General features: G+C 48.1%; 22 protein-coding genes and 1 tRNA gene. 22 read left to right on the forward strand and 1 reads right to left on the reverse strand.

Annotated elements, in window-relative coordinates:
- The first annotated feature begins 49 nt into the window (after nucleotides 1-49).
- The 11 genes from sufC to T359_RS0112520 all read left to right on the forward strand — a co-directional run bounded on the left by sufC (nucleotide 50) and on the right by T359_RS0112520 (nucleotide 9,206).
- The gene (sufC, locus tag T359_RS0112470; protein WP_026517776.1) at nucleotides 50-805 is read left to right on the forward strand and encodes a Fe-S cluster assembly ATPase SufC; all 756 of its coding nucleotides are present in this window, start codon (nucleotides 50-52) and stop codon (nucleotides 803-805) included.
- Between the two features lies 1 nt (nucleotide 806).
- Nucleotides 807-2,216, forward strand: a complete 1,410-nt coding sequence (gene sufB, locus T359_RS0112475; protein WP_026517777.1) for a Fe-S cluster assembly protein SufB — start codon at nucleotides 807-809, stop codon at nucleotides 2,214-2,216.
- A gap of 9 nt (nucleotides 2,217-2,225) precedes the next feature.
- Nucleotides 2,226-3,392, forward strand: coding sequence for a SufB/SufD family protein (locus T359_RS0112480; protein WP_026517778.1), 1,167 nt, complete (start codon nucleotides 2,226-2,228; stop codon nucleotides 3,390-3,392).
- Between the two features lie 92 nt (nucleotides 3,393-3,484).
- Nucleotides 3,485-4,705: an aminotransferase class V-fold PLP-dependent enzyme gene (locus tag T359_RS0112485; RefSeq protein WP_026517779.1), complete on the forward strand. Its 1,221-nt coding sequence runs from the start codon at nucleotides 3,485-3,487 to the stop codon at nucleotides 4,703-4,705.
- Nucleotides 4,695-5,138: a Fe-S cluster assembly sulfur transfer protein SufU gene (gene sufU / locus T359_RS0112490; protein ID WP_026517780.1), complete on the forward strand. Its 444-nt coding sequence runs from the start codon at nucleotides 4,695-4,697 to the stop codon at nucleotides 5,136-5,138. The genes T359_RS0112485 and sufU overlap by 11 nt, the downstream gene beginning before the upstream one ends.
- A gap of 443 nt (nucleotides 5,139-5,581) precedes the next feature.
- On the forward strand, nucleotides 5,582-6,031 hold the full coding sequence (locus T359_RS0112495; protein ID WP_026517781.1) for a hypothetical protein: 450 nt from the start codon (nucleotides 5,582-5,584) through the stop codon (nucleotides 6,029-6,031).
- A gap of 34 nt (nucleotides 6,032-6,065) precedes the next feature.
- Nucleotides 6,066-6,614, forward strand: a complete 549-nt coding sequence (locus T359_RS0112500; RefSeq protein WP_026517782.1) for a M48 family metallopeptidase — start codon at nucleotides 6,066-6,068, stop codon at nucleotides 6,612-6,614.
- 26 nt (nucleotides 6,615-6,640) lie between these two features.
- Entirely contained in the window at nucleotides 6,641-7,330 is a 690-nt protein-coding gene (locus tag T359_RS20280; RefSeq protein ID WP_051545359.1) for an MBL fold metallo-hydrolase, read from the forward strand.
- A gap of 9 nt (nucleotides 7,331-7,339) precedes the next feature.
- Nucleotides 7,340-7,549, forward strand: coding sequence for a hypothetical protein (locus T359_RS0112510; RefSeq protein ID WP_026517783.1), 210 nt, complete (start codon nucleotides 7,340-7,342; stop codon nucleotides 7,547-7,549).
- Nucleotides 7,550-7,653: 104 nt separating this feature from the next.
- Nucleotides 7,654-8,748: a hypothetical protein gene (locus tag T359_RS0112515; protein WP_026517784.1), complete on the forward strand. Its 1,095-nt coding sequence runs from the start codon at nucleotides 7,654-7,656 to the stop codon at nucleotides 8,746-8,748.
- Nucleotides 8,745-9,206: a hypothetical protein gene (locus T359_RS0112520; protein WP_026517785.1), complete on the forward strand. Its 462-nt coding sequence runs from the start codon at nucleotides 8,745-8,747 to the stop codon at nucleotides 9,204-9,206. The genes T359_RS0112515 and T359_RS0112520 overlap by 4 nt, the downstream gene beginning before the upstream one ends.
- Before the next feature lie 651 nt (nucleotides 9,207-9,857).
- On the opposite strand, the gene T359_RS0112525 is transcribed toward T359_RS0112520, so the two are convergent.
- A tRNA-Lys gene (locus T359_RS0112525) sits at nucleotides 9,858-9,930 on the reverse strand.
- Nucleotides 9,931-10,225: 295 nt separating this feature from the next.
- Here T359_RS0112525 and T359_RS0112530 point away from each other — a divergent pair.
- From T359_RS0112530 to T359_RS0112580, 11 genes are all read left to right on the forward strand, one after another.
- Entirely contained in the window at nucleotides 10,226-10,990 is a 765-nt protein-coding gene (locus tag T359_RS0112530; RefSeq protein ID WP_026517786.1) for a TatD family hydrolase, read from the forward strand.
- Between the two features lie 12 nt (nucleotides 10,991-11,002).
- Nucleotides 11,003-11,863 carry a 16S rRNA (adenine(1518)-N(6)/adenine(1519)-N(6))-dimethyltransferase RsmA gene (gene rsmA, locus T359_RS0112535; RefSeq protein WP_026517787.1) on the forward strand — a complete coding sequence of 287 codons (861 nt, stop codon included), beginning with the start codon at nucleotides 11,003-11,005 and terminating at the stop codon, nucleotides 11,861-11,863.
- Nucleotides 11,864-11,992: 129 nt separating this feature from the next.
- Nucleotides 11,993-15,112: a hypothetical protein gene (locus T359_RS0112540; protein WP_026517788.1), complete on the forward strand. Its 3,120-nt coding sequence runs from the start codon at nucleotides 11,993-11,995 to the stop codon at nucleotides 15,110-15,112.
- Nucleotides 15,113-15,148: 36 nt separating this feature from the next.
- Entirely contained in the window at nucleotides 15,149-17,188 is a 2,040-nt protein-coding gene (glgB, locus tag T359_RS20285; protein ID WP_081795570.1) for a 1,4-alpha-glucan branching protein GlgB, read from the forward strand.
- Between the two features lie 95 nt (nucleotides 17,189-17,283).
- Complete coding sequence (locus T359_RS0112550; RefSeq protein WP_026517789.1) at nucleotides 17,284-20,421, forward strand: DUF6240 domain-containing protein; 3,138 nt, start codon at nucleotides 17,284-17,286, stop codon at nucleotides 20,419-20,421.
- Nucleotides 20,422-20,434: 13 nt separating this feature from the next.
- Nucleotides 20,435-21,595 carry a flagellin N-terminal helical domain-containing protein gene (locus T359_RS0112555; RefSeq protein WP_026517790.1) on the forward strand — a complete coding sequence of 387 codons (1,161 nt, stop codon included), beginning with the start codon at nucleotides 20,435-20,437 and terminating at the stop codon, nucleotides 21,593-21,595.
- A gap of 14 nt (nucleotides 21,596-21,609) precedes the next feature.
- Entirely contained in the window at nucleotides 21,610-22,086 is a 477-nt protein-coding gene (locus T359_RS0112560) for a flagellar export chaperone FliS (RefSeq protein WP_026517791.1), read from the forward strand.
- A gap of 273 nt (nucleotides 22,087-22,359) precedes the next feature.
- Nucleotides 22,360-22,791 (forward strand): A24 family peptidase, encoded by a 432-nt coding sequence (locus T359_RS21685; protein WP_242839091.1) that lies wholly within the window; start codon nucleotides 22,360-22,362, stop codon nucleotides 22,789-22,791.
- Nucleotides 22,788-23,816 (forward strand): hypothetical protein, encoded by a 1,029-nt coding sequence (locus T359_RS0112570; RefSeq protein ID WP_026517792.1) that lies wholly within the window; start codon nucleotides 22,788-22,790, stop codon nucleotides 23,814-23,816. Before T359_RS21685 ends, T359_RS0112570 begins: the two co-directional genes overlap by 4 nt.
- A complete protein-coding gene (locus T359_RS0112575; protein WP_026517793.1) occupies nucleotides 23,800-25,032 on the forward strand; it encodes a CpaF family protein in 1,233 nt (410 codons plus the stop codon). The genes T359_RS0112570 and T359_RS0112575 overlap by 17 nt, the downstream gene beginning before the upstream one ends.
- Nucleotides 24,965-25,747 (forward strand): type II secretion system F family protein, encoded by a 783-nt coding sequence (locus T359_RS0112580; RefSeq protein WP_155840117.1) that lies wholly within the window; start codon nucleotides 24,965-24,967, stop codon nucleotides 25,745-25,747. The genes T359_RS0112575 and T359_RS0112580 overlap by 68 nt, the downstream gene beginning before the upstream one ends.
- Nucleotide 25,748 lies beyond the last annotated feature (1 nt).

The following is a 25,748-nucleotide window of genomic DNA, read 5'->3' on the forward strand; positions in this document are numbered from 1 at the left end:
TTGAAACAGTAGTTTTATCTATATACGTTTTTGGGAAAGGAAATTTATCATGTCAGAACAGTCTTTATTACAGGTTAAGGATTTATCGGTTTCAATTGATAATGAGCTTCCGATACTTCATAACATCAACCTGGATATCAAGCCCGGCGAGACCCACGTACTCATGGGACCCAACGGCGCAGGTAAGTCTACCCTGGGATTCACTCTCATGGGTAACCCTCACTACAACGTAACCGAGGGTAACATCCTTTTTGACGGAGAGGACATTACAAACAGCGGCGCAGACAAGAGAGCCAAGGCAGGAATGTTCCTTTCTTTCCAGAACCCCTACGAGGTTCCAGGAATCTCACTTTCCAGCTTCATCAGGAATTCATACCACGCCCAGACCGGCGCTCCTGTTAAGCTTATGTCTTTTCGCAAGTCCCTGAAGGAAGCCATGGAGATCCTTTCCATGGATGAGTCCTATGCGGACAGAGATCTCAACGTAGGATTTTCCGGCGGTGAGAAGAAAAAGGCTGAGATTCTTCAGCTTCTTATGCTTAATCCCAAATTTGCCATCCTTGACGAGACAGACTCAGGTCTTGACGTAGACGCTGTAAGAACTGTTTCCAAGGGTATCGAGGAATATCAGAAAAAGAAGGACGGAGCCCTTCTTATCATCACCCACTCAACCAAGATCTTAGAGTCACTTCATGTTGACTACACACACGTTCTGGTTAAGGGCAAGATCGTTCACACCGGTGACGGAAGCCTTGTGGACGAGATCAACGAGCACGGATTCGAGAGATTTATAAACGAGGATTGATATGGACAACAAGCAGATGGTGGCCGATATCGACCACAGCTTATACGATTTTAAAGATATAGAGAACGAGCAGGACTTCTACCGTATGCAGGAAGGCCTCACCGAGGAGACCGTTCTTAAGGTTTCAGAGGAGAAGGACGATCCTGAATGGATGAGAGAGTTCAGGCTTAAATGCCTTGGTATCTACAAGGAGCTGCAGGTTCCTGACTGGGGCCCAAGTATTGAAGGCCTTGATATGGACAAGATCTCTTCTTATGTAAGACACAAGTCCGACATGAAGGGCAGCTGGGAAGAGGTTCCCGAGGATATCAAGAACACTTTTGAAAAACTGGGAATTCCTCAGGCAGAGAGAGAGTCTCTTGCAGGTGTAGGCGCTCAGTACGACTCAGAGCTGGTTTACCACAATCTGAAGGATGAAGTTGCAGCTCAGGGAGTTATCTACACAGACCTAGAGAGTGCCATGAAGGGCCCTTACGCAGATATGATCAAGAGCCACTTCATGAAGCTGGTACCTCCCACAGACCACAAATTCGCAGCTCTTCACGGCGCGGTCTGGTCAGGCGGATCCTTCGTATATGTTCCCAAGGGAGCAAAGGTTGAGGTTCCTCTTCAGTCATACTTCAGACTTAATGCCGCAGGAGCAGGTCAGTTCGAGCACACCCTGATCATTGTTGATGAGGGCGCAGACCTTCACTTCATAGAGGGCTGCTCAGCTCCCAAGTACAACGTGGCCAACCTTCACGCAGGCTGCGTAGAGCTTTATGTAGGCAAGAATGCGAGACTTCGTTACTCAACCATTGAGAACTGGTCCAAGAATATGTATAACCTTAACACCAAGAGAGCCATCGTTGAGGAAGGCGGAAGAATGGAGTGGGTATCAGGTTCCTTCGGTTCCCACACTTCATACCTTTATCCTATGACCATCCTCAAGGGCGACGATTCTCAGATGGAGTTTACGGGAATTACTTTTGCCGGCAAGGGCCAGAACCTTGATACCGGTGCCAAGGTAGTTCACCAGGGTAAGCGCACTGCATCTGTTATTTCCACCAAGTCTATTTCCAAGGACGGCGGCATCGGAACCTACCGCAGCAGTGTAATCATTAACAGCACAGCCAAAAAGGCTAAGGCTTCCGTTTCCTGCGATTCACTTATGCTTGATTCCATTTCCAGAGCGGACACTATCCCCGGAATGGACATCCGCACAGATGACGCGGACGTAGGACACGAGGCAAAGATCGGAAGAATCAGCGACGACGCTATCTTCTATCTCATGAGCCGCGGTATCAGCGAAGAGGATGCCAAGGCCATGATCGTTAGCGGCTTTGCGAACCCTGTATCCAAGGAACTTCCTCTTGAGTACGCAGTAGAGATGAATAACCTCATCAAGTTAGAGATGAGTGGAAACATGTAAGGTACTGATATGAAAAAAGACTTGAATTTAAAGGTTAATGTACTGCCGGTGCTGACTTACAATTTTTTACAGGTCAACGACAGTGCCATTACCGGATCTGATTTAAATATTGATAAGCTGGAAAGCCCTGAGGCCAAGGCCCTTCCACAGGGTGTCAGCGTAAAAAGGGTATCTTTTGCCGAGGCAGGAGAACTTTTCAGAAAAGTAAGTGACAGGATCAACGTTTCCACCGGCGTTCCCGGAGTGCCCAACGGAGATACTTCGGGAAGAGACGCATCCCAGGCCGTAAGAACAGGAATGGGCGCTGATGTGGACAATCTCATGGAGGCTGTGGGAGCCCAGGTCGACGTATACACCGTTGAAGAGGGCGTTAAGGCAGCAGAGCCCGTGGTTCTTGAGTTCAAGATGGACAAGGGACAGGGCGTCCTGGCAGGACAGGTGATCCACGCCAAGAAGGATTCCGAGATCACTGTAGTCATGGATTACAATTCAGAGCTTGATGCTGAGGGATTCCTTGGCGTCAGCACAAGACTTCTTGCAGAGGAAGGCGCTAAGATAAGTCTCGTTAAGGCGCAGCTTCTGGGCAAGGGCTTTACACATTTTGACGACATCGGCGGCGCAGCTTTTAACAAAGGCGCCATCAATATAACAACTCTCGAGCTTGGAGCAAACAAGGTCTGGACAGGAAGCTACATCAATCTGTCTGAGAAAGAGTCCGAGCTTAACACCAACATGGGATATCTTTGCAGAGATGATGAGAAGCTTGATATCAACTATGTTGCAGACCACAGAGGCAAAAAGACCCTGGCAAACATGCAGTTCAAGGGCGTTCTGATGGATCAGGCAAAAAAGACCTTCAGAGGAACCATTGATTTCAAGAACGGCAGCTCAGGTTCTGCGGGAGATGAGCAGGAGGATGCACTTCTCCTCAGTCCCGACGTAGTTAACCGTTCAATGCCTGTTATCCTTTGTCAGGAAGAGGACGTGGACGGAAGACACGGAGCAACCATCGGTCAGCTGGGCGAGGACCTTCTTTTCTACATGCAGAGCAGAGGCATTGATGAGGAAGAAGCCAAGAGGATCATGATAAGAGCAAGGCTTAAGAGCGTGGCAAGAACCATCCCCGAGCCAGGCCTTATGGAGAGAGTGAATTACTATATACAGAATGTATTATGATATAGGTGTCATAAGTTATAAGTACTGCATGCTCGCATGCAGAAGTACTTATGACTTCATGACCCGAACAAACATAAACAATAGGAGACAGTATGAGTACAGTCCAGGATTTTCGTAAGGATTTCGATATCCTTAATTCAGGAGATTATATCTATTTTGACAATGCAGCCACATCCCAGCGCCCAAGACAGGTGCTGGATGCTATTTCAGAGGTTTACAAGACAGCCAATGCCAACCCTTTAAGAGGCCTTTATGACTGGAGCGTTGCAGCTACCGATGCCTACGAGAGCGCAAGAAGCACAGTGGCCCAGTTCCTCGGCGGCGTTAAGTCAGAAGAGATCATTTTTACAAGAAATACTACAGAGTCCATCAACTTAGTGGCTTATTCATACGGAATGGATAACGTTGAAGCAGGGGACGAGATCGTGGTAACCGTCATGGAGCACCACAGTAACCTTCTTCCCTGGCAGATGGTAGCCAAGAAAAAAGGAGCAACTCTCGTTTTCCTTGAGCCTGATGAAGAGGGCGTTATCTCAGAAGCAGAGTACACCTCCAAGATTACAGATAAGACCAAAATCGTGGCAGTAGGCCATGTTTCAAATGTAATGGGAATCACCAATCCTGTGGCAGAGATCGCAGAGTACGCCCACAGCAAGGGCGCTGTTGTTCTCGCTGACGGAGCCCAGGCCGCTCCTCACATGCAGGTCAATGTAAGAGAGCTTGGTGTTGATTTCTACGCTATTTCCGGACACAAGATGCTGGCACCTATGGGAATCGGCGCTCTTTACGGAAGAAAGGATCTTCTCGAGAAGATGAGTCCTTTTTTGACCGGCGGAGAGATGATCGAGTATGTAACAAGAACCGATGCCACCTACGCAGAGCTTCCTCACAAGTTTGAGGCAGGAACCGTGAACCTGGGCGGCGCTGTAGGTCTTGCGGCAGCCATTAAGTATCTTCAGAATGTTGGCTTTGACAAGATTCAGGAGCAGGAGCACAGGCTCACCAAGCTTCTTATGGACGGCATGGCCAAGATGCCTTATATTAAAATATATGGATCAAAGGATTACACCAAGCACTGCGGAATTGTGACATTCACCATGGAGGGAGTTCATCCCCACGACATCTCATCGGTGCTTAACGATGACCATGTATGCGTAAGAGCGGGACATCACTGTGCTCAGCCTCTTATGCAGTTCATCGGAGCAGGCTCCACAGCAAGAGCCAGCGTGTATTTTTACAACACCGAGGAAGAGGTAGAGAGATTCCTGGAGAAGCTTTCAGGAGTAAGAGAGGTCATGGGATATGGAGCTTAAGCAGTTATACAGAGAGATAGTTAATGAGCACAATCTTCACCCGGTTCACAAGGGCAAGATGGAGGCGCCGGACCTGGTGCTTCGCGGCGTTAATCCCAGCTGCGGCGATGATATTACTTTGTCACTTAAGATAGTAGACGGCAAGATTGAGGACGCCATGTACGAAGGCAGCGGATGTGCTATTTCCCAGGCATCCGTTGATATGATGGCAGACCAGATCATCGGCAGAACCAAAGAGGACGCCATCAAGCTTGCAGGCACCTTCATGGGTATGATAAAGGGAGAAGTTACCGACGAGGCATCTCTCGAGGAGCTGGACGAGGCAGCAGCCCTTCAGGACGTGGCTCACATGCCCGCCAGAGTTAAGTGCGCAGTCCTTGGCTGGCACACCATGCAGGAGATGCTGGAGAACCCCGAGAAGGCACAGCAGTGATTGCATAGAATATTATAATGATGAAATGCTTATGACAGTGTATTGGAATTAAATCCAATGCACTGTTTTTTTACCCAAAGCAAAAATCCTTGATTTATCAGCAGGATGGGAGTATTCTTTCCTTAATTCTTTTATTCAACACAATCATTTTGTGATCGTTTTTGTCTGATCACGCTGATTCCAAAGAAATTATTGGCCCAGTGTTAAGAAACTACACGTATCTAAGTAAGTATGCGCTTTTTGCGTGTGGTTCCAAGTGGCATCTTGATTTGTTCTACACGCAGATTAGAGTAAATGAGAATAATGCGTGTAGGGATGAGACGGGAACTACACGTAAATGAAAGGTTCGCAGCCTGCGACTTAAGATAGAACATTTCATTAAATTGTATGACATGAATGTGATCACAGATGTCTACGATCGTCTTTGTGATGCAAGAAAAGAGATGGTAACACCGGTGGTTCTTTCAGATAAAGAATTTATAGAAGAATGGAAGCGTACACATGAAGGAGAAAAGAATACTTTTCCGGAGAAAGGGCAATATTTAACCAATAAGGGTGAATATGTGCGGTCAAAATCAGAGAAGATATTAGCGGATTTGTTTTATAAACATGAAATTCCATATGTTTATGAGCCGAAATATGAGCTTACTGCAGGAGGAGTGTTATTTCCTGATTTTGCTCTTTTGAATGTGGAACAGAGAAAAACAATATATTGGGAGCATTTTGGTCTTGTAACTGACGGCGAGTATGCAATAAAATCGCTATCCAAGTTGGGGGCTTATGAAAAGAGTGGATTATCTATTGGGAATACATTATTGTTTTCAATGGAATCAGAGGCGTTTCCGTTAGATATAAAACAAGTAGAGAAAAAAGTAATAAATCATCTGAAATAGTATAGTGATTGACAGCGTTTGCTATAATTCTAGTATGCAGAAGATAGAACTAATTAGAAGCAGACGAAAAACAATAGCTATAGAGGTTACCAGGGATCTTCGGGTGGTTGTGAAGGCGCCCTATGGCGTCTCAGAGAAGGAGATAAATCGCTTCATCGGGGAGAAGGCTGACTGGATAGATAAGAGCCTTCGGAAGATGCAGGAGAGACAGCAGGAGGCCACCAAAGGGGAAGAGCTGACAGAGCAGGATATAAGGCTTCTTGTGACCAGGGCGAAGCGCATCATCCCGCCCATGGTGGACAAATACGCAAGAATGATGGGAGTTACCTATGGAAATATCACCATCAGAATGCAGAAGAGCCGCTGGGGAAGCTGCTCCGGCAAGGGTAACCTCAACTTCAACTGCCTTCTGATGAGGGCGCCGGACGAGATCACGGAGTATGTGGTGGTCCACGAGCTGTGCCACAGGAAGGAAATGAACCATTCCGACCGTTTCTGGGCAGAGGTGGAGAAGATCATTCCGGATTACAAAGAGCGCCGCAAATGGCTCAAGGATCACGGAAATGAACTGATGAGAAAATAATAGATTAAAATGGGGAGCAAAAAACTATGGCAGAAATAATTAAGATTGGCGAGAACACCTGGAGCTTTGAGGACGGCTTTGTGAGATTTTTCCTTCTGGCAGGGGATGAGAAGGCTGTGATGATCGACAGCGGAATGAACTGCCCTGATGCCCTGGAGCAGGCAAAAAACCTCACAGACAAGCCTATCATGCTGTTAAACACTCACGGAGACGGAGACCACACCTCAGCAACAAGCTCTTTCACCGAAATATACATTCATCCCGAGGACTACGTTAAGTGCGATGTCTGCAACAGATATCCGGGGACAGCCCTCCATGAGATCGCAGACGGTGACGTGATCGACCTGGGCAACAGGCCCCTTAAGATAATCCACATTCCGGGACACACCGCCGGAAGCGTGGCCATCCTTGATGTGAAGAACCGCGTACTCATCGCCGGGGATTCTGTGCAGAAGGGCCATATCTACATGTTTGGCGACAAAAGAGATCCGGAGAAGTACGAGGCATCTCTTGATAAGCTCATCGCCATGAAGGATGAATACGACACAATTTACGCATCCCATGATGTGAGGGAGATTCCTGCGGACCACGTGGAGAAGGTGAAGGCCGCCTGGCAGAAAGTGAGAGCCGGGGAGGTTCCTTTCGAGATGGCAGATCTGTTCGGAAATCAGGTTAAGTCCTATACTACTGAGGACTGCGGGTTCTACATAATATAAGGAGTAATTATGAATACATTTCTTAAGATTATAAAATTCGCATTGCTGCTGGCGGCAGTAATACTCATACTTACGGGAATCATGTATCTTTACACCGGCTCCCTGGAGCTGAATCCCACCGAGGAACAGCAGGGGAAAGCCGCCATCGAGGCCTTTTTGATGATCGTAGGTGGCGCAGCTGCAGGCGGAATCGGAATGATGATCGGGAGAAAAAAGTAAAAAACATGCCATTCATCCCATTTCAAGTGCCATTCGTCAGAAAATCCGAATTTACAAGGATTTGTATGCTATAATCCGAAACATAAACAGATACGGAGGCAGAAATGGCTAAATTCTATATTAACCCGGACGAAGTGATGAAGTCCGTGGCAACATTGGGGCAATGCACAACAGATATCCGCAGCTGTGCGACACAGATTAGTGATGTAAAAGATAGTCTTGATTCAAGTCTTGCTGAAAAGGTCGGCCCGGCTCTGGGAACTTTAACTGTAAGGACAAATCAACATGCAACAAACATAACAACTCTTGGAGTGACTCTTGGGGCAGCAGTGCGCTATTATATCGACTGCGAGAGCAAGATTACCGGAAATCAGCAGAAGGCAGGAAACGGTCCACAGCTGATTCCTTTAAGCGCGCCCGAAACCGGCGGTACACCTGCTCAGCCCGCAGCCCCGGCACCCGCAGCAAATCCTAAAAAAGCCAACGCCAATCAGGACTGGGAAACCCTGATCGATCTGATGCTTCTTCTAAAAGCGCCCAAGCTTTCAATCGTTAAGCAGCTGCTAGAGGACTTCCCGGAGCTCATCGATCTGATGAAGAGCGGCAAGCTGGATCTTCTTATGAAGCTGCAGGGAGATATCGTGGGCTATGCCAATATAGGTCAGTATCTGAAGACTTCTCTTTTCAATTCCAGCATAGAATCTCTTGATTATATTGTAAAAAATGATGCGCTTATATCTCAGATCGCAGATGCTAACGGCATGGATAAAGCCATGATTCAGGCTGTTCTTTTCCAGGAGATCAGATTTTACGGTATCGACGATCCGCTGGCAGATGCAGCTGTAGAGCTGGGCGTTAAGGGGGATTCCTCCACCGGCTTAGGCCAGATCTTTGCCGGAACTGCCATTGAGGCATATAATCACTTCAATCCGGACAGCAAGCTTAGTGCAGATAATCCTGAGGATATTGCCAAGATGTGGGAGCAGCTCCAGGATCCTGCCTACAATATTGATATGGTGGCCAAGGTCCTCAGTTATAAGGCCTGGAAAAATGGCTACAGCGTCGAGAATATGTCTCCCGAGGAGATTCAGAAGATGTTCAGAAGCTACAACGGCTCCGGGGATCTTGCTGAAAGATACGGTGAAGTAGTAATGAATTACTACAAACACTTTAAAGAGGAGAATGGGCAGTCATTATGAAAAAGGTAATCATTATTATTACAACAGCGGTTGTGCTGTTCGCTTTATTATTGATAAACATTATGATAACTCCCCTTATGAATAATCTTGGGGCGAAAAAAGAGATGGACAGGATAAAGGACACACCGCTTCCGGACAGGTCGGAACTGGTGGAGACCTTTTATCTGGCGGGAAATCTCAATGGCAGCGGAAATAAGATGAATTTCTACGGGGCTGTGGTGATCCGCTCAGAACTTTCTCTGGAAGAGATCGATAAGCATTACAGCGCCTACAGAAAAGGGAAATATGACATGCTGGTGCAGCACCAGGCAAGCCAGCAGTTGGAGGATATTGAGAGGAATTACGGCTTTGATGATACTGTTGATGCGGATGTGTCTGATGGGAAATATTATCTGGTGTATACCTGGGGGAATGGCATTGCGCCGTATAATCATTTGGTAGACCTGAGGGCGAATTGACAAGGCCGGAAGGAGAATTATTTTGAGGAAAAAGTAGTTTTGGGGATCGCAGCGCTATTGGCTGTGTGCTGCGCTGCCTGCGGAAAAAAAGCTGAGCAGGCTACCGGCAGTGATACCCTCCACTTTGTGATCAAAATGAACCACGCAGACTCGGAATCTTGAGGAGCAGATTCCGAGTTGTCGCGGCATTGGTTGTGGTTTCCGCGTTTTTTCGCGATAAAGTAAGCCACGCAAGATTCGGAATTTACAAGACTACAGCGACTTTGCGCATTGAAATGAGCCATGCAAAAAGAGACATATATATTCACCTTAGTGAGCAAGCTCCCACGGGTGATGCCCTCCACTTTGTGATCAAAATGAACCACGCAGACTCGGAATCTTGAGGAGCAGATTCCTCGTTGTCGCGGCATTGGTTGTGGTTTCCGCGTTTTTTCGCGATAAAGTAAGCCACGCAAGATTCGGAATTTGCCTGAGGGCAAATTCCTCATTTACGCGGCGTTCGCCGCATAAATCAAAATAAGCATATGGAAGTTCCTTGGTGAGTAAACTCCCCCGGAACCTCCATATGCTTATTTTGTCTTGCGTGGCTCACTTTAACGCGAAAAAAAGTACCATCCCCATAGGATATACCTATGAAAACAGTACTCGGCGTGCGCTGCCAGGGTCTCGAACCCTGGACAACCTGATTAAGAGTCAGGTGCTCTACCAACTGAGCTAGCAGCGCATTTATTATTTAGCGGCGGTGGCCATGTCTTAACGACAAGTGATACTATACTACGCCCAGAAGGAGATTGCAAGCACTTTTTTGAAAAAATTTTAATTTTTTTATTAGTTTTTTAGAAAAGCCAGTGTTTTACATGCTTTGGAGACCAAACCTTTTTTAAAAGTTTCCGTTGATTTGACATAAAACCACCTTTACAGAGTGTTTTTACTTATGTCAGATTGCAATTCATCCCACATAAATACTGTGATTTGTACGTATTTTGTGATATTTTATATATGGTAACTTGGAGGAAAATATGATTTTTGATACACATGCTCATTATGATGATGAGAGGTTTAATGAAGATAGAGAACAGCTCCTGGCGTCCATGAAGGATGCGGGGATCGGATATATTGTAAATGTAGGTGCCAACCTGGATACTACCAGGAGGACCTTGGAACTGGCACATAAATATGATTTTGTCTATGCCGCTGTGGGAGTGCATCCCAGCGACTCCGCGGAGCTCAATGAGGACAATTTCGAACTGCTTAGAGAGTGGAGCGATGACGGCAGATGTGTAGCCATCGGAGAGATCGGTCTTGATTATCACTGGCCCGAGCCCGGCAAGGACGTTCAGAAGAAATGGTTTCTTAGGCAGCTGGACCTTGCCAGAGAGAAGAGGCTTCCCGTTATCATTCATTCCAGGGATGCCGCAGAGGATACGGTGAATACCATGAAGGAGGCCCATGCCGAGGAGATTGGCGGCGTGGTTCACTGTTTTTCCTACTCTGCAGAGATCGCCAAGGTTTGCCTTAACATGGGCTTTTATATAGGAGTTGGCGGAGTCATCACCTTTAAGAACGGCAGGAAGCTGAGAGAGGTTGTGGATGTGACCCCCATGGACAGGATCCTTCTTGAGACGGACTGTCCCTACCTTGCTCCCGAGCCCTACCGCGGCAAGAGGAACAATTCAACCTACCTTCCCCACGTGGTAAAAGAGATAGCCGCCATCAAGGGCATCTCCGAGGAAGAGGTTCAGCGCATCACGCTTGATAACGCCAGACGAATGTATGGAATATAAAAGAGGTTAATAATGGCATATTTAGGTAACGCCGCCAGGACAAAAGAGGTCCTGACTAAATTCAATATGAGTGCCAAGAAGAAGTTCGGCCAGAACTTCCTCATAGATAACGGCACACTGGAAGGCATTGTGGAGGCCGCCGGAGTCACAGACAGCGACTGCGTTCTGGAGATTGGACCGGGAATCGGAACCCTGACCCAGTATCTTGCAGACAGCGCCAAAAAGGTGGTGGCTGTGGAGATCGACAAGACTCTGATGCCGGTTCTTGCGGACACTCTTTCAGAATATGACAATGTCACCGTCATCAACGAGGACGTCCTCAAGGTGGATATAGAGGAGATAGTCAATACCTACAACGAGGGAAGGCCCATCAAAGTGGTGGCCAATCTTCCCTACTACATCACAACTCCCATTATCATGAAGCTTTTTGAGAGCGGTGCTCCCATCGAGAGCGTCACCGTCATGGTTCAGAAGGAAGTGGCGGACCGCATGAGCATGGGCCCCGGAAGCAAGGACTACGGAGCGCTTTCCCTGGCAGTTGGGTTTTATGCCGAGGCCTCAGAGGTTATGGATGTTCCTCCCAGCTCTTTTATCCCGCAGCCGGGAGTTGGTTCCGCAGTGGTGCACTTAAGGCGCTATCAGGAGCCCAAGGTGAGTGTTAAGGACGAGAAGCTCCTTTTTGACATTATCAGGACCGCTTTTAACCAGAGAAGAAAGACACTGTCCAATTCTCTTTCCGGCAACCCGCAGCTGGGTGTTTCCAGGCAGCAGGTTCAGGATGCCCTCACAGAGATGGGGATCGACGAAAGGGCAAGGGGTGAAGTCCTTACATTAGAGCAGTTTGCAATGCTCTCAGATATTTTACAAAGATAGTGTGCTATGATAAACTAGCACTATATATAGTATTATGATAGGGGACAAAGGTCATAATGTGGTCATGCTTGCATGATCCTCATTATGAATTCGTATCATAATTTTTTTTACTAAAAAAGGGTGGATATTTTGGATAAAGTCGAGTATAAAATCCGAGCCGATGAGATCAAGGCTCTGATTGGGGAAGGCAAGTATGCCGATGCAGTAAAGATCGCTGACACCATTGATTGGAAGCGTGTTAAGAGCGTTGCGATGCTCTGCACCATCAGCGATTTATATAAGATCAACAGACGCTACGAGGAGAGCAGGGATATTCTCCTTATGGCTTATGACAGGCACCCTACGGGGAGAGCCATCGTTTATTCTCTTTGCGAGCTGGCCATCAAAATGGGCGAGTTCGTTCAGGCGGTTGAGTATTACAAGGAATTTGTAAGGATAGCACCGCGAGACACCGGAAGATACATACTTCAGTACAAGCTGTACGAGGCCCAGGACGTAAGTCTTGAGGAGAGAATAGCTGTACTTGAGGAATATAAGAAGCACGATTACAGGGAAAGATGGGCATATGAACTTGCGTATCTTTATCATCGTGTGGGTCTGACCACAGAATGTATCGAGGAATGTGATGAGATGTTCCTGTGGTTCGGCGAGGGCAGATATGTCATGAAGGCTCTGGAACTCAAGGCCCTTCACGAGCCTCTTTCACCGGAGCAGCAGGACAGATATGCAAGACTCAAGGCAGCCCACGGCGGCCAGGTTGATGCCACCATCGTCAATGAAAAGGACGAAGTCGGCAAGGACGAGACCGGCACCATAGAGATCAAGCAGCCCACCAAGGAGATGCCTCCCGTTACGGATGAGGTGATAAAGGCCTATAACGAAGGCACATACCAGGATCCGGAGCTTCCGGCAGAGCCTGACACAGCGGAGTTTGAGTCTGTCAGCGAGGTCATCACCCAGGAGCAGGCCATGGCTGAGAGCAGCCGGCAGGAGACTGCAGAGCCTGAGCCCGAGTACGATCCCTATCAGATCAGATATCCTCATATCAGCGAGATCAAGGAGCCTTCTGTAGATATCAGTGATTACAACACCATGAACCTTCAGGAGACCCTGGCCCAGGGGCTTAAAGAGGCCTTTGCCGAGGGTAAGATCAGCGACGACACCAGGATCTATGAGCCTGTTCAGGACCAGAACCCTGTTAAGCGCGACACCGCTGAGATCTATGATGACAAGGATTCTGAGACAAGAGCCTTTTCTCCTGTTACTTCAGCGGTATCCGATGCACCTGCAGGTGGCATTCAGGAAGTATTTTTCGACACACAGACTCAGGACATTCCCACAGCTCCTGAGCTTGGAATAGATATCAAATTCGGCGGCAACGGTCCTATCCTGGGAGAAGCCAAGGATAACTATGACCAGATCGACGAAGAAGAGGACGATCAGCCCGATTTTGCGGAGCTTCGTACCAACGATACAGTTAAATTCAAGGCTTACGTAGAAGAGCGCAATACAAAAGAGCTGCCACCTGTGCAGACAGCCTTTGGACCTGCGGTTTATGAAGAGAAGCCCCTTGAGGATGAAGTGCCCGGAGCCGTTATCCACCCTAACGCCAGCTACCAGATGCCTTCACACTTTGAGAGAATTCTCGCCCAGGAATCCGACGGTCAGATCAGTCTGGCGGTTGAACCCGAGCCTATGGTTGAGAAACAGATCACAGGCCAGATCAGTATTGCAGAATATATGGAGAACTGGGAACAGTTCAAGAAGAATCAGCAGCAGAAGCAGTTTGAGCGAGTTAAAAAGAGAGTTGCCGACGAGACCGGCGACATGTTTGCTGACTTCGATGAAAAGACCAAGGCAGGCCTTCAGGAGAAAATTGAGAAGGCCATCAGCGATGCCATCAAGAAGGAGCGCCATGACAAGGCTTCCGGAAGAGGCGACTGGTCACGCAATAACGAGGATGTGATCAATGACGCTGTGGCGGAAGTTTTTGACAGCGAGAACATTGAGGACGCAGATGACGGCCTGGAGGAGGTATTCCCGGGAGAGGCACCCATCGAGGAGGAGACCGATACCCGCGAGATCCCTGAGGTAGAGGAAGAAATCCAGGATGCCGAGGCTGAGGATACAGCAGCGCAGCCCCAGGAGGAGCCTGATACAGCAACAGAACCTGAGACAGAGGCTGAGCCTGCAGAAGACGCAGCAGAAGATGTAGCAGAAGAGACTTCTGAGGCAGAAGATCAGGCAGAGGACGCATCTGAGGAAAAAACAGAGGACTCCGAGGAAAAAGCAGACGAATCCCTGGAAGAAACAGATAAATCCCAGGATGAGACCGATTCCGAAGAGAACGCAGAATCCAAAGACGAGCCTGCTTCCGAGGAAGCATCCAAGGACAGCACCGAGGATAGCACTGAAGACAATAAAGAAAAAAATAAAAAGGATAAGAAGCACAAAGACTCCAGGAAGCACCACATCGGCAACCGTGAGATGGAGGAGCGCGTAAGGACCATGACTCCTGAGGAGAAAGAGCTCTTTGGCCCCTATATCCATCACAAGAAATCCAGAAGACAGATCATCAACGCCATTGATAATCTGAGCATGGACGCCTTTTCCGGCAATGCCATTGTAACCGGTGAGGAGGGCGCAGGCACTGTTAATCTGGCCAAGGGACTTATCAAGGCCATTCAGGCCTCCGACTCCAACTTCAGCGGCAAGGTGGCCAAGATAACAGCCAACACCCTGAACAAGAAGAGTGTCGGAACCATTTTTGACAAGCTTGCCAACGGTGCGCTTATCATCCAGAGAGCGGCAGACCTTCTTCCTGAGACAGTGAGCGAGCTGCTCAAGGTTCTTCAGGAAGAGAACAAGGGTCTTATAATCGTCATGGAAGATACCAGAGAGGATATGGACAAATTCCTTGACAAGAACCCGTCTCTTAACCAGTGCTTTAATGCCAGAGTCGATATCGAGGCTCTGGACGACGATTCGCTGGTTGCCTATGCAAGACAGTATGCTCTTGAAAAAGAGTACGCTATAGATAATCTCGGTATTCTTGCGCTTCACACCAAGATCTCCGAGAGACAGACCCTTGACCATGAGGTAACGGTTTCAGAGGTCAAGGACATCATAGATGACGCCATTTACTACGCTGAGAAGAAGTCCGTGGGACACTTCATGGATATCATCGTCAACAAGCGCTACGACGAGAATGACATGGTCATCTTACGAGAAAAAGACTTTTTGCATTAAAGAATTATAATGACTTTTGACCGAGGGGGAAAAAATATGAGTCAGAAAGTTTTTATATCAGAGGCTGATGAGTATCTTTTTGGACAGGGAACTCATTACGAGATTTACGAGAAATTAGGAGCACATCCTTCAGAGGAGAATGGCAAAAAAGGCTATTTCTTCGCAGTGTGGGCACCCAATGCCGCAGATGTTCACGTTGTGGGCAACTTCAATCATTGGGATGAGAACGCACATCAGATGCAGCGCTCCAAGACCGGCAATATCTGGACACTTTTTATTCCGGGAGTCGGCATCGGAGAGCTCTACAAATATATGATCACCACCCAGGACGGCAGGAAGCTCTACAAGGCAGATCCATATGCCAATTACGCTGAGCTTCGTCCCGGCAACGCCTCCAGAACCACAGATCTTTCCGGATTCAAGTGGTCTGATGAGAAATGGTATGACAGCATCAGGGGAAAAGATGTTAATCGTCTTCCCATTGCTATTTACGAGTGCCACATTGGTTCCTGGATGAAGCATCCTGACGGAACCGAGGACGGTTTTTACACCTACAGACAGTTTGCAGACAGGATCGTTGAGTATCTCAAGGAGATGCAGTACACCCATATCGAGCTCATCGGTATTGCGGAGCACCCTTTTGACGGATCTTGGGGATATCAGGTAACCGGATACTATGCTCCCACAGCCAGATACGGCGAGCCTACAGATTTCATGTACCTTGTGAACAAGCTCCACAAGGCAGGCATCGGCGTTATCCTTGACTGGGTTCCCGCTCACTTCTGCCCTGACGAGTTCGGCCTTGCCTGCTTCGACGGCACCTGCATCTACGAGCATCCGGACCCAAGAAAGGGAGAGCATCCCGACTGGGGAACCAAGATCTTCAACCTTGAGAAGAACGAGGTAAGGAACTTCCTTATCGCCAACGCTCTTTACTGGATCAGAAAATTCCACATCGACGGCCTTCGTGTAGACGCGGTAGCTTCCATGCTTTACCTGGACTACGGCAAGAAGGACGGCCAGTGGGTACCCAATAAATACGGCGACAACAAGAACCTTGAAGCCATCGAATTCTTCAAACATTTCAACAGCGTTGTAAGAGGAACCTATCCTGAGGTCCTTACCATCGCCGAGGAATCCACAGCATGGCCCAAGGTTACAGCAAGACCCGAGGACGACGGTCTTGGCTTTGCATTCAAATGGAATATGGGATGGATGCATGACTTCTGCGAGTACATGAAGCTGGATCCATACTTCAGACAGGGCGCTCATTACATGATGACCTTTGCCATGAGCTACAATGACGCAGAGAACTACATCCTGCCTCTTTCTCATGACGAGGTGGTTCATCTTAAGTGCTCCATGCTTGAGAAGATGCCCGGCTATCAGGTTGATAAGTATGCCAACCTCCGCGCCGGCTACACATTCATGTTCGGCCACTCCGGCAAAAAGCTCCTTTTCATGGGCCAGGATTTCGGCCAGGAGCGCGAGTGGAGTGAAAAGAGAGAACTTGACTGGTTCCTTCTTGCCAACCCTCTCAACAGAGGAATGAAGGACTATGTGGCCAACCTCCTTCAGATCTACCGTAAGTATCCTGCCCTGTACGAGATTGACAACGACTGGGGCGGATTCGAGTGGATCAATGCAGACGACAAGGAGCGCAGCACCTACAGCTTCTACAGAAGAGCAAGTAACGGCAAGGACAACATCCTTTTTGTCATCAACATGACCCCCGTGGAGCGCAAGGGCTTCATGGTTGGTGTTCCCTTCGCCGGAACCTATACACATATCCTGGACAGCGCCGAGGAGCGCTTCGGCGGCATGGGAACAGGAATCCCCGCCAAGATCAAGGCTCAGCCAGGTCTTTGCGACTACAAGGATTACAGCCTGACCTTTGACCTTCCTCCCTACGGAGCAGAGGTATTCGTTTTCCAGAATCCCGAGCTGAAGGAAAAGGCCAAGGAAGAAGTTAAAGAAGTAAAGGAAGTGAAGCCGGAGCCTGAAAAGAAGGCTGCAGCCAAGGCTCCCGCCAAGAAGGCAGCGGCCAAAAAGACCACTTCAACCAAGAAAAAATAAACAGTTAAGAATTTAGCGGCATAAGCCGAAATAGAAGGTGATGAATGATAGGTTCATCACCTTCTATTGTTTTGCTAAGAAATTATGAGGCGTATATGAACATAACTTTTAATACTGTATCCGATCAGAAGGTGGCCCAGAACATGAACACTTCAGGGATGGAGTTCCAGAGGCCTTCCTACAACAAGATCGGGAGCTATGCTATAGATGGCTCAGCTACCTGCCAGGTGGACCTCGAAAGCAGTCTTTTCGGAAACGAAGCTTATACCAAAAAGACAAGAAGCCTTGAGGATCTGAGTCAGATGGCACAGAACACGGATGTTCTGACGCAGCATAACTATATGGCGCTCCTTTCAAATACCATGTCGGCGGAGGACTTTGCAAGGGCCTCCAAGGATGGATTTGATCTAAGGGAAACAGACCCTTCGGAAACAGTTACAATCGTAGACAAAATAAAGAGTGTGCTCCTGGAATCCGGAGTTGAGATCACAGGCTACAATGATGACCTCAGCCTTGAAAAGCTTACCCGCATTACCGGCAGTGAAGCTTTTGCCTCCGCTATCCAGAAGAGCTTTCATGATAATGATGTCCCTGTGACCTCAGAGAACGTCAAGGCAGCCAAGGTGGCCTATGACGAGATAAAGGACATGACGGAGCTAAGTGACAGCGCTGTCAAGTTCATGGTGCTGAACAAAATGGAGCCCACCATAGAAAATCTCTACTTCGCAGCCCACAGCACCAACGGCATGGACAGGACAGCACGAGGCTTCTATGTCCAGGAGATGGGCGGCTATTACGCTCAGAAGTCCGAGGAATACGACTGGCAGCAGCTGGCTCCCCAGATAGACAGGATCATTGAGGAAGCGGGACTTGACGCATCAAAAGAGGATGTGAAGGATACCGCAAAATGGATCGTGGAGCAGGGAATCCCCCTTACTCCCGAGAATCTCACAGCGGCGGATAAACTCAGACACCTGGAATTTCCTGTAACAGAAGAGACCGCAGCCGACGCCATAGCCGCAGCCAAGGCGGATTACAAGAAGGTTACCAGCGCAGATATCTGTGACAGAGAGAGCTTTTTTACCAAGGCTAAGAACCTCCAGAGGGTCACAAGACAGATAACTCCTGAGGGAATCAAGAGAGCAATAGCCTATGGAAAAGAGATCAACATAAAAAATCTCGATCAGGAAACAAGGGCATATCAAAGCGGCGATACTACAGCCACCGCAGTGGATGATCAGGATCCTCGTTTTATCAAGGCGAGACTTCAGCTTGAGGAAGTCCGCATGAAGATGACAGTGGAGGCCAACAGACAGCTCCTTTCCAGCGGCTTCTCCATCGACACAGCCCCAATGCAGGATCTCATCGACCATTTGAAGAGCATCCTTGGAAATATGTCAGACGAGACCGCAGGTATAGCCCTGGATGAGATAACGGGAGTTGATAAAAAGGTTCAGTCCCAGGTCATGACCCTGACCATCTCCAGAGTAAACGTGATAAAGACTGGACCCATCGATGTAACCGGCGCCATGGGAGACGACCTGGAGAGCGCAACCCTCTCCGAGATCAGCACAGTATCCCAGCGGCTCACCCTTTCCTATACCAAAGCCCGGAAGAGCTACGAGCCTCTTTCCACCCAGGTTCGCTCAGATCTGGGAGACAGCATAAAGAAGGCCTTTGGCAATGTCGATGAGCTTCTTAAGGAAAACGGCGAAGAAGTAAACGAAGACAACAGACGTGCGGTGAGGATACTTGGCTACAACAGCATGGAGATCACCAAAGATAATATAGAGAAGATAAAGAGCTGGGATCAGACCCTTAAAGCAACTCTGGACAGGCTCAAACCCGGCGCAGTCCTTGATCTTATAAGGGATGGCAAGAACCCTCTTTCCATGACCCTGGAAGAGCTGGGGCAGGCCCTGGACCAGAACCTTTCAAAGGACGGCGGCAACAAGGGTAATTCCGGCGGCGACGAGAAATACTCGAGATTTATCTACAAGCTTGAAAAGCAAAAGAATATAACCCAGGAGGAAAAAACCTCTTTTATCGGAATCTACAGACTTTTTTCCACCATCAAGGCAGGAGATTATCAGGCCATAGGCGCTGTGCTTAAGACAGGCCGTGACATGACTCTGGAAAATCTTTTATCCGCCACAAGAACCCAGCGGACGGCGAGAAGAGGCCTTGATTTTACTGTAGATGATAGCTTTGGCGGTCTGGAAGCGGCCGGGACAGATGGCGCAAAAAAAATTGATGAACAGATCAATTTGGCCTTCAGATATTATAGTGCCAAAGCCGATATAGTATATGAGAATCTTGAACCTGAAAAACTATCGCAGGTAAAACCTAATGCTCAGACTCTTTTAAACGACCTTGCAGACAGGCTGGAAAATGCATACGAGGATCGGGAACTGGACAATGAGTTTTACAGGCAGCAGGTCAATGAAATAAGGAACATAGCATCTTCTAAGGCGGCGGCCGGAGCAGTGGATGAGCTGAATGTGCTCGGTCTTGATGTCACCTTAAGCAACATAGAGGCTATGATTTCCAACAGGCGTGACAGACGCAGCGGAAGCATTTGGGATAAGACGGAAGATCTGGGAAAAGATGAGGTGACAAGAGAGCAGAGCTTGCTGGCAGAGGCTCTCGGTGACGACGACTACGGGGAAACCTATAGAAGCACCTTATCCTCTATCTCCGACAAACTCACCGAAGTGCTTGAGCAGACGGAGGATTCCTATATCGACGTCAAGAGCATAAAGCTCATGCAAAAGCAGCTGACCGTCATGAGTCAGAGTTCCGAAAGAGGAAGCTTTGACGTACCTGCAGAGATAGACGGGCAAAAGATTTCAATGCACATCACCTTAAGAAGTGATGACACACAAAAATCACGGATGGAAGCTAGTGTTCAGACCTATGAGTACGGACTTATCACCGCAACCCTCTACGAAGAGGGCGGCATGATAGCCGGAATGCTGACAACGACTAACAGCCCGGGCAGCGAGGAAACTGAATATTTAGAAACCGTTAGACGTAAAATGTGCGACAAATTGGCAGAGAAAATAAGGGAATTTGGTGTGGGCCAAGATAAAATAGCGATCCTTTACCACGCGCAGATACAGCCTGTAAACTCAGGCGCGGCTTCAGCTAATGCCACGGATGGCAACTTAAAGAATATTACAGAAACCGGAACCCTTCTGAAAATGGCAAAAGCTTTCCTTGAAGCTTTATAGAAACGAGGTAGAAATGAAGATCAATTACAACGTATCTGCAATGGTGGCTAATAACTCCCTTCAGAGAAACGACAAGCTCTTATCAGAATCTCTGGAGAGACTATCCAGCGGACTTAAAATCGTCAACGCCAAGGACAATCCTTCGGGCCTGGCCATGTCAAGACGTATGAATTCCCAGATAGAGGGCCTTGGAGTTGCCGGAAACTCAGCAAATGACGCCATCTCAATTGTACAGGTGGCGGACGGAACCTTATCTGAAATCCACGAAATCCTTCAGAGAATGAACCAGCTGGCGATTCAGGCAAGTAACGATACGCTGACAGAAAGCGACAGAGAGACAATTCAGGAAGAGGTAACACTTCTTAAAGACGAGATTGTCAGAATGTCAGAGACCACACAGTTCAACGGCCAGAACATCCTTGACGGTTCCTTTGACCTTAGAGCCTATGCAACGGTAAACGGCGACACCAATCCCAAGATCAAGGTAAGCAGCTACTCCGATGCCATAGACGCCGGCAAATACAAGATAACCGGTATCGATGTTTCTTACGCACACCTGAAGGGTTCAACTGATGTAGATAAAAACGGTATCTTTTTTGAAAATAACAGCGAAAACAACATTCATATCTATGATGAAAAGGGCAACGACTACATGCCCAACGGCATGCAGGCCAGCATCAAAGAAGATGTATTGACACTTAAGGACAGCACAGGTAAAAAGATCCAGATCCAGATAGACGAGGCCTTTAACGGCGATATCGACATAGAGCTCACAGCCACAGGCGCCATGACCATGCAGGTGGGAGCCAACGAGGGACAGACCATTGACATCAGGATTCCCGCAGTCAATCTTACAACCCTGGGAATCTACAACCTTGATATGGCCAACCCCATAGGTGCCAGACAGGCCATCCAGAGTGTAAAGGATGCCCTCTCAGACATCAGCTCCATCAGAAGCCGACTGGGAGCATATCAGAACAGACTGGAGCACACCACATCAAGTCTTGATATCACAGTTGAAAATATGACAGCAGCGTACTCACGAATCATGGACGTAGACATGGCAGAGGAAATGACGGTTTACTCAACCCAGCAGGTTCTCTCCCAGGCAGGAACATCCATGATGGCCCAGGCAAACGAAAGACCTTCCCAGGTCCTTCAGCTTCTTCAGTAAAAGGAGTAGTGCATATGACCTCTGAAAAGAAACAGGAATTTACCTTAAGAATATCCGGTGCCAATAAGACCCAGATGATAACCATACTTTACGAGATCCTCATCTGCTATGCCGATGATGCCATAGATGCTCTGGCTATCGGAAAAAGAGATGATGCCATAACCAGCCTGGATAAGGCCCAGAGCTGTCTGGACGAACTCATAAGGTCCCTGGACCTTAGATTCGAACTGGCAAAGCAGCTCCACAAGATTTATCTTTTTTCCAAAAAAGAGCTTGTGGTGGCAGGGGCCACAGGAAGCATGAACAAGATCTGGAGAGTTAAAAGAAATATCAGAGCTCTTCACGAAGCCTATACAGAGCTTGAGAAGTTCGACACCACGCCTCCCATGATGGACAACATCCAGACCGTATATGCGGGTCTTACTTATGGAAAAAGCGCTCTGAACGAGAGTATAGCTGCATCTTCCATGAACAGGGGCTATGTTTGCTGACATTTCTTAAGAAATCTTAAAATTATTAATTTTTATTGATGTTTTTGCGCATTTGCATTAACATATATACGTAATAACAAAGAGCGAATCCTATTAAAACGTTTGATGGTGGCGTAGGGGTCCGCTTTTTTGTTGTTTTAAAAGGAATCGAACACCAATCGAACAAATTATTAATTATGCAAAGTCATGAAACGTCAAAACCCTATTTACAAAGCAAAATTCATCTGCTAATTTGGTTTCACGAGCTCGAAATATTCCGGAATAAAAATCGGTTTGCGAAAGGAGCGAATTTTTATCAGAATAATTTTATGTGTGTTCCTTGCGGGGGCGGTGATCACCGACCTGACCAGGAACAAGATCTACAACCTCTGGGTTTTACCGCAGCTTGTGGCGGGAGTTACACTCTCAGCTCTGGAGGGACCGGATGCTTTTGAGAATTCGCTTCTTGCGATCCTTGCGGCATTTCTGGTATGTCTTCCGGTGTATATGCTAAAGGGTATCGCCGCAGGCGATGTTAAGCTGATCATGTCGACAGCATCTTTTTTATCACTGCAGGAATTACATTCCTGTATCTTATATTCTTTCCTGATTGCAGGAGCCATATCACTTTTTGTCATTATATTTAAAAGAAATAAGCAAAGAACCATTCATTTCGCCGTTCCGGTCATGATGAGTGCGTTACTTGTTTTGGGAGGATTTGTATGAGTAGGCCGATACTTGCCATCTGCGACCCGGATTCCGTATATCTGAGACGCCTTGATGAGTACATCAGAAATCACATTAACTTAAGCATTGATATCCATTCTTTTTCCGATCGATTGATTATGGATAAATTTGCAGAGACCGAGGATGTTAATCTTCTTATCGCATCGGAGAAAAGCTACTATGAGCTGTGGGACGCAAAGGCCCTGGATAAGTACAGAAACATTCTGGTTCTCGACGAGGAAGGCTTCTCGGGAGCAGTGGCAGAGGCGGATCCCACCGGCAGGCACGTTGAGCATATAAGTAAATACCAGCCGGCTTCGGGGATCGCCCATGCGGTCATAGATATGTGCTCCAGAAGCCCCGAGGATTTCAGAGGGCTCTGGGCCAGATCCAAAGTCGGAAACAGCAGGATAATCGGATTCTATACGCCTCTTTCAAGATGCGGACAGACCTCCATGGCCATCAAGGCCGGAGAGATACTGGCCCGGAAGGGAAAAACGATACTTCTCAGCTTCGAGACCTATTCCTCCATGGGAGGGCTTCTCAAGGAGGAGCCGGAGGAGGATATCACAGATCTTCTCTATTATGCGGACTGCGAAAAAGACAAGTTCTGCCTGTATCTGGAGAGGATAAAAAAGAGCTCCGGAGAGCTGGATTTCATAGCTCCTGCCAAGACTGCCATGCAGATCAAGGACGTGACCTGCGAGAGACTTTCGGAGCTAACGCAGCTCCTTACCCGGGAGGCAGGGTACGAATTCATTTTAATAGACATGAAGGAATACCCGGAGGGCTTCGACGATATCCTCAGGATGTGCAGCTGTATTTTTACAGTGAACAGAGCCCAGCCCTCGGATAAGTACAGGATGAGGATGTTTGAAAACGTCCTTTCCCGGAACGGCTGTGAGGACATCCAACAGAGCCTTGTGAAATGCAGCCTTCCCGATATCAGAGAAAAGGCCGCCTACACAGGTGCCATTGAGGAGCTTCTTGGCAGAGAGGGATTGATCAATGGATCCGCGTCTTGAGGAGCTCAAAAGAAAAGTAAAAGAAAGGGTTATGGCATCCCTTGATTTTTCCAAGGATATTTCCGATGAGGAGATGTACGGCCTCATCGATCAGGAACTGTCCGGGAGCTTCAAGAATCTGGCCATGTCCGTCAGTGACAGGAAAAAACTGAGAGACCTGATCTTTCATTCCATCAGAAAGCTGGATGTTCTGCAGCAGCTCATCGATGACCCAAGGGTCACGGAGATCATGGTAAACGGAACAGACAACATTTTTATCGAAAAGGACGGACGGCTTTTTCGCTTCGGCGGCAGGTTCGAATCCAGAGAAAAGCTGGAGGATGTGGTTCAGCAGATTGTGGCCTCCTGCAACAGGGTGGTTAATGAGGCCTCGCCCATAGTGGATGCAAGGCTTGAAAACGGGGCCAGAGTCAACATTGTTCTGAATCCCGTGGCCCTGGGAGGCCCGGTGATAACCATAAGGCGATTCCCCGATGAGCCCATCAACATGGCTAGGCTCCTTGAGCTGGGCTCTTTATCAGAGGAACTCAGGGACTATCTGGGGACTCTCATCAAAGCAGGCTATAACATTTTTATCTCCGGTGGTACCGGCTCCGGTAAAACCACCTTCTTAAATGCACTGTCAGATTATATTCCCAAAGATCTACGAGTAATCAGTATAGAGGACAACGCGGAGCTTCAGATAAGAGGCGTTCCCAATCTGGTGCGGATGGAGGCCAGAAATGCCAACGTTGAAGGCTGCAGGCCCATCAGCATCAGAGACCTTATAAAGTCCTCGCTGCGCATGCGCCCGGATTGGCTTATTGTGGGTGAAGTCAGAGGCGGGGAGTGCGTAGACATGCTCCAGGCCATGAATACGGGCCATATGGCCATGTCCACCGGACACTCCAACAGTGCAGTGGATATGCTGTCGAGACTTGAGACCATGAGCCTTATGGGAATGGGTGAGCTGCCCCTTCCAGCTGTCAGAGGGCAGATCGCGGCGGGAATAGACATTATCGTGCACTTGGGAAGAATCAGGGACAGAAGCAGGAAGGTCCTGGAGATAAGAGAGGTTGAGAACGGCCTTGACGAGCAGGGAAGAATAAGGACAAATACGCTGTTTCGGTTCGTTGAGACCGGAACGGACGAAACAGGGAGGATAAAAGGTGAGTGGAAAAAAGAAGGAGATCTTAAGGCGAGGGAGAAGCTTGTGGCAGCAGGCCTTACGCTTTAGATTTACCCGGGCTGATATCCCGGGGATTCTGCAGGGAGTGGGAATTGCAGTTTTATTCGGAAGACTGTTTTACGATTCCTGGACAGCGGTTGTGTTTGTATCTCCCGTGATGCTGATATGGGTGTTCCTCCAGAGAAAAAGAAGGATCGAGAGGGACATAAGGCTCATTGGAATCCAGTTCAGGGATGCCATGCAGTCAGTACTTACGGCCATGAAGGCCGGGTATTCCGTGGAGAATGCCTTTATGGAAGCACAGAGTGATATGGAGCTTCTCTATGGAAAAAAGAGTCTGATCTGCAGGCATCTCGGAAGGATCCACAAAGGAATAAGAAACAATATCCCTATAGAAACCCTGCTCTTTCGATTCGGAGAGGATTGCCTCAACAGGGATGTGCAGGACTTTGCGGAGGTGTTTGCTGTGTCAAAAAGAAATGGTGGCAATATGACACAGATGATAGAAAGGACTATCGGGATCATCTCCTCCAGAGTGGAGGTGGAAAAGGAGATCGAGGTTTTGATCAGCGCCAGAAAGCTGGAAGCCAGGATCATGAACTGCGTGCCCTTTTTCATTATCCTCTATGTGAGCCTCACCAGCAGGGATTTCTTTTCCCCGCTGTATCACAACCTCTTTGGGATCATTGCAATGACTGTGTGTATGACCATCTATATCTTTGCTTATCTAATGTCCGAGCGGATAGTCAATATCAAGGCCTGAA

This window comes from Butyrivibrio sp. MC2021 (assembly GCF_000621605.1).
Classification (GTDB): domain Bacteria; phylum Bacillota; class Clostridia; order Lachnospirales; family Lachnospiraceae; genus Butyrivibrio.

Excerpts from the sequence above, each read along its gene's own strand:
- T359_RS0112500 (WP_026517782.1), top strand. The coding sequence starts at position 6,066 with ATGCAGAAGATAGAACTAATTAGAAGCAGACGAAAAACAATAGCTATA.
- T359_RS0112555 (WP_026517790.1), top strand. The coding sequence starts at position 20,435 with ATGAAGATCAATTACAACGTATCTGCAATGGTGGCTAATAACTCCCTT.
- T359_RS20280 (WP_051545359.1), top strand. The coding sequence starts at position 6,641 with ATGGCAGAAATAATTAAGATTGGCGAGAACACCTGGAGCTTTGAGGAC.
- T359_RS0112510 (WP_026517783.1), top strand. The coding sequence starts at position 7,340 with ATGAATACATTTCTTAAGATTATAAAATTCGCATTGCTGCTGGCGGCA.
- rsmA (WP_026517787.1), top strand. The coding sequence starts at position 11,003 with ATGGCATATTTAGGTAACGCCGCCAGGACAAAAGAGGTCCTGACTAAA.
- T359_RS0112515 (WP_026517784.1), top strand. The coding sequence starts at position 7,654 with ATGGCTAAATTCTATATTAACCCGGACGAAGTGATGAAGTCCGTGGCA.
- T359_RS0112570 (WP_026517792.1), top strand. The coding sequence starts at position 22,788 with ATGAGTAGGCCGATACTTGCCATCTGCGACCCGGATTCCGTATATCTG.
- T359_RS0112530 (WP_026517786.1), top strand. The coding sequence starts at position 10,226 with ATGATTTTTGATACACATGCTCATTATGATGATGAGAGGTTTAATGAA.
- T359_RS0112560 (WP_026517791.1), top strand. The coding sequence starts at position 21,610 with ATGACCTCTGAAAAGAAACAGGAATTTACCTTAAGAATATCCGGTGCC.
- sufC (WP_026517776.1), top strand. The coding sequence starts at position 50 with ATGTCAGAACAGTCTTTATTACAGGTTAAGGATTTATCGGTTTCAATT.
- T359_RS0112575 (WP_026517793.1), top strand. The coding sequence starts at position 23,800 with ATGGATCCGCGTCTTGAGGAGCTCAAAAGAAAAGTAAAAGAAAGGGTT.
- T359_RS0112550 (WP_026517789.1), top strand. The coding sequence starts at position 17,284 with ATGAACATAACTTTTAATACTGTATCCGATCAGAAGGTGGCCCAGAAC.
- sufU (WP_026517780.1), top strand. The coding sequence starts at position 4,695 with ATGGAGCTTAAGCAGTTATACAGAGAGATAGTTAATGAGCACAATCTT.
- sufB (WP_026517777.1), top strand. The coding sequence starts at position 807 with ATGGACAACAAGCAGATGGTGGCCGATATCGACCACAGCTTATACGAT.
- T359_RS0112480 (WP_026517778.1), top strand. The coding sequence starts at position 2,226 with ATGAAAAAAGACTTGAATTTAAAGGTTAATGTACTGCCGGTGCTGACT.
- T359_RS0112495 (WP_026517781.1), top strand. The coding sequence starts at position 5,582 with ATGGTAACACCGGTGGTTCTTTCAGATAAAGAATTTATAGAAGAATGG.
- glgB (WP_081795570.1), top strand. The coding sequence starts at position 15,149 with ATGAGTCAGAAAGTTTTTATATCAGAGGCTGATGAGTATCTTTTTGGA.
- T359_RS0112520 (WP_026517785.1), top strand. The coding sequence starts at position 8,745 with ATGAAAAAGGTAATCATTATTATTACAACAGCGGTTGTGCTGTTCGCT.
- T359_RS0112485 (WP_026517779.1), top strand. The coding sequence starts at position 3,485 with ATGAGTACAGTCCAGGATTTTCGTAAGGATTTCGATATCCTTAATTCA.